This is a genomic window from Acinetobacter sp. UBA3025 (assembly GCF_002367915.1).
GTDB lineage: Bacteria > Pseudomonadota > Gammaproteobacteria > Pseudomonadales > Moraxellaceae > Acinetobacter.
Window position 1 is genome coordinate 9,157 of record NZ_DFDO01000171.1, and the last position, 3,170, is coordinate 12,326.

The following is a 3,170-nucleotide window of genomic DNA, read 5'->3' on the forward strand; positions in this document are numbered from 1 at the left end:
GAGTTGGTGACTTGTGATAATATATCAGCATTTTGCGATATTAATGCAAGTGCAGCCTCATGCTCTTTTCCTAAATCAAACCAAGTGTTAATCCAGACTATCTTGGTCTTAATTTTTGGATTTACAGATTGAGCCCCAAGTGTATAGGCATTGATGTCTCTAATGACTTCAGGAATTGGGAATGGTGCTACAACACCCAAACATTACTTTTAGTCTTATAGCCTGCCAATACCCCTTGCAAGTAAGAGCCTTCATAGGTTCGGATATCATAGACTCCCACATTTTTTGCAGTTTTATATCCGTTCGCATGCATAAAAATGGTGTTCGGGAACTGTTTAGCTACCTTTTCAATGGCATTCATATACCCGAAGGTAGTAGCAAATATAACCTTATTTCCTTGTTGTGCGAGTCTCCGAAATGTACGTTCAGAGTCGGCATTATCTAGAATATTCTCGATATAAGAGGTCTGAAATTTACCCTGTAAGGACTTTTCTGCTTTCAGACGACCTATATCGTGTGAATAAGACCAACCATAATCGTTTTTATGAGCGACATAGACAAAAGCCGCTTGATCAGCGGCCAATGCTGGATTGGCCCCACTGATGAGTAAAAGTCCTAAAAGACTGGCATTTACGAAAATATTTTTTAAATTAAGTAGGTTATTCATGCTGATTCTCTTTGAAGAGTATCAGTTGAATTTTGTTTTGCCATAAATATTGCCAGTCGCTCCTCATAAATCTCACGAATATAATGGGCAACACTGCAACTGTCGGCAAACATGTTGTATTTCCAATTTAAACCATACGACTCTAAATTGATATTATCAACAGTCATAAGTTGAACTTTAGAATTTGGATTGTTCAAGTAGCTATCAATGATTTTACGAATGACTTCTTTGGTTGGTGCAAGCTTATATGCATGCCAGAAGTCTGTATGCCATTCACCTTCCGTAGGTTGATTAAATGGATACTGAATTCCTCGGCCAGGACGATTTGTTCCTAAGCCATTATATGGTCCTGTTTCAAATGCTAACCAGTTAACTGGATTATTCGGGACTGCAGGACGGATCTGCCCCCATGTAACTAAATTTCGATTCAGCCAATCATCTGCAAAACTATCATTATTAAAAGGATCTAACTTTCTGATAGCTTCAGGATCATCACGCATTTGTGATACAGCAAGCTCAATTTCATTTTCAATTTTAAAAATACAATGGCTGTAATCCATTGCAAACTCAAACGGCACACCTTCTTTTTCTATAAGATCTGCCACCGGAATTACTCGACGATAATCTTCAGACCAGTTATCAACGTGGCACTCTAAGGTAACCGTTATTCCTTTACTTTGAGCGTAGGTGTAGAAATCGATATAAGTTTTAGCAACTTCTTCGTTCGTTACATAATGACCATCTGCATGTTTTGCCCAAATCATCATATTGTGGAATTTGGCCCCTACAGCGGCACTACGATTAATATCCTGTTTGAATGCATCCTCATCCTTGCCAATGACATATAAGCCACAACCAGAATAAATTGGAATATTTGTTTTCTGACTTGCCTTGATGTAAGCATCTATTTGACTATCTTCAAGAGGGATACGATCCAGAAAATCAAAGACCTCCGCAGCTTTTAGCATTTCGAACTGTTCGAGAATAGTAGGCTCATTCAGGCTTACTGGTCGTTCTTTTGATGAGTTTTGAATGCCTAAACCAGCACAACCTAGGGGAAACATTTTTTTCATAATTTTGATACCAACTGTTGAATAAATTAAACGGCTTCTTTTTTCGATGCGTAAGTTTTTTGATACATATAGGCTATGTATTCACCTACAGTCATTTCTTTAGGTTCAGCCTTAAATTGATCACCTAAATTTTGCAGCGTTTTGATTTTGTATTCGTAATCCAAGTCAAAGAAGGTTGGAACCGAATAACGTGAGACACCTGCTTTACTATTGAAAACACGGTGCATATTTGAGAGGTAGAGTCCATTAGTCATGAATTGGACTAAATCACCGAGGTTTACGATAAAAGTATCTGGTATGTGAGGTGCACGTATCCATTCACCCTCACTATTGCGTACTTCTAGTCCACCTACTTCATCTTGCAATAAGAGCGTCAGTAACCCCCAATCAGTGTGCGCACCGGACCCTAGCTGATTGTTTACAATTTTTTCAGATTGAGGAGGATAGTGAAGCATACGGGTAATAATGACAGTTTCATCATAGCCTGCCTCGAAGTAGTTTTCTTCAAGCCCAAGAGAAAGTGCCAATAGGCCAGCTAGATGCTTACCCAGTTTTAAAGTCTGTTGAATATAGGTTTCGGTCTGGGTCTTCATTTCAGGAAGATCTTCAGGCCACTGATTCTGCCCATGTTGTGGATAGCCTTTTTGGACATATGGGTGACTTGAATCTAGATTTTTCCCTGACATGAACCCTTCTTTTAAGTCAGGAGGAGAGCCTTCATCAAGTGTTTGAGCTGCCATTAGTTCATAGCCACGAAGGCATTTGGAGTTTTTGAAATCAATTTCTAGTTTCTTTTCAATCGGAAGGTCAAAAAACTGTTTTGCAATGTCTAATTGTTTTTGGAGAACTTCAGAAGCGATACCATGATTTTTAATATAGAAGAAACCTGTTGTTCTGCATGCTTTATGGATTTCCCACGCAACAGATTTCCGTTTTTCTAGGTTATCGGAAAAACTGTCGCTTAAGTCGATTACTGGAATACTCTTAGCCGTAGAAGGTGGTGTGTATATCAACATTTTTGTGGCTCTTTGAACTTTGTTGTTATCAACTTAATGACAATTTAATTCCGTGTATAGCAGAGAATCTCGCTCAACTCGTTGCCAAAAAGGCAACACTAAATAAAGTCAGAGTAGTAATAGGAGTCCAAGTAATTCAGCATCAATTAAGAATTGTGATGAGTTATAAAATGCTAGTTATTCGTTAAGTTTAGATAAGAAGAACAATAATAAGAAAAGTGTTCTAAAAATTAGAAATACCATTCCTAAAGTCTTTAATAGACAGATAGAAAAGAAAAAGTCATGATGAAGCAATGCTAAGAAGTTTGAATTAATCAATAACTTATAAGAGGGGCAGCGCTAAAATGAATGCAATACCAGTTCTCAATTTATTCACTCAGCCACAATGTAGTCAATTTGACCCAAATGACTGGA

At 37.9% G+C, this 3,170-nt stretch carries 2 protein-coding genes and 1 pseudogene; all 3 read right to left on the minus strand.

Going from position 1 to position 3,170, the window contains the following annotated elements:
* Positions 1 to 667 (minus strand): annotated as a pseudogene (locus B4J23_RS07220) (BMP family ABC transporter substrate-binding protein); the annotation flags it as partial.
* Positions 664 to 1,740 (minus strand): hypothetical protein, encoded by a 1,077-nt coding sequence (locus B4J23_RS07225; RefSeq protein ID WP_035270141.1) that lies wholly within the window; start codon positions 1,738 to 1,740, stop codon positions 664 to 666. The pseudogene B4J23_RS07220 and the gene B4J23_RS07225, both read right to left, overlap by 4 nt.
* Before the next feature lie 26 nt (positions 1,741 to 1,766).
* Entirely contained in the window at positions 1,767 to 2,756 is a 990-nt protein-coding gene (locus B4J23_RS07230) for an isopenicillin N synthase family dioxygenase (protein WP_017385290.1), read from the minus strand.
* Positions 2,757 to 3,170 lie beyond the last annotated feature (414 nt).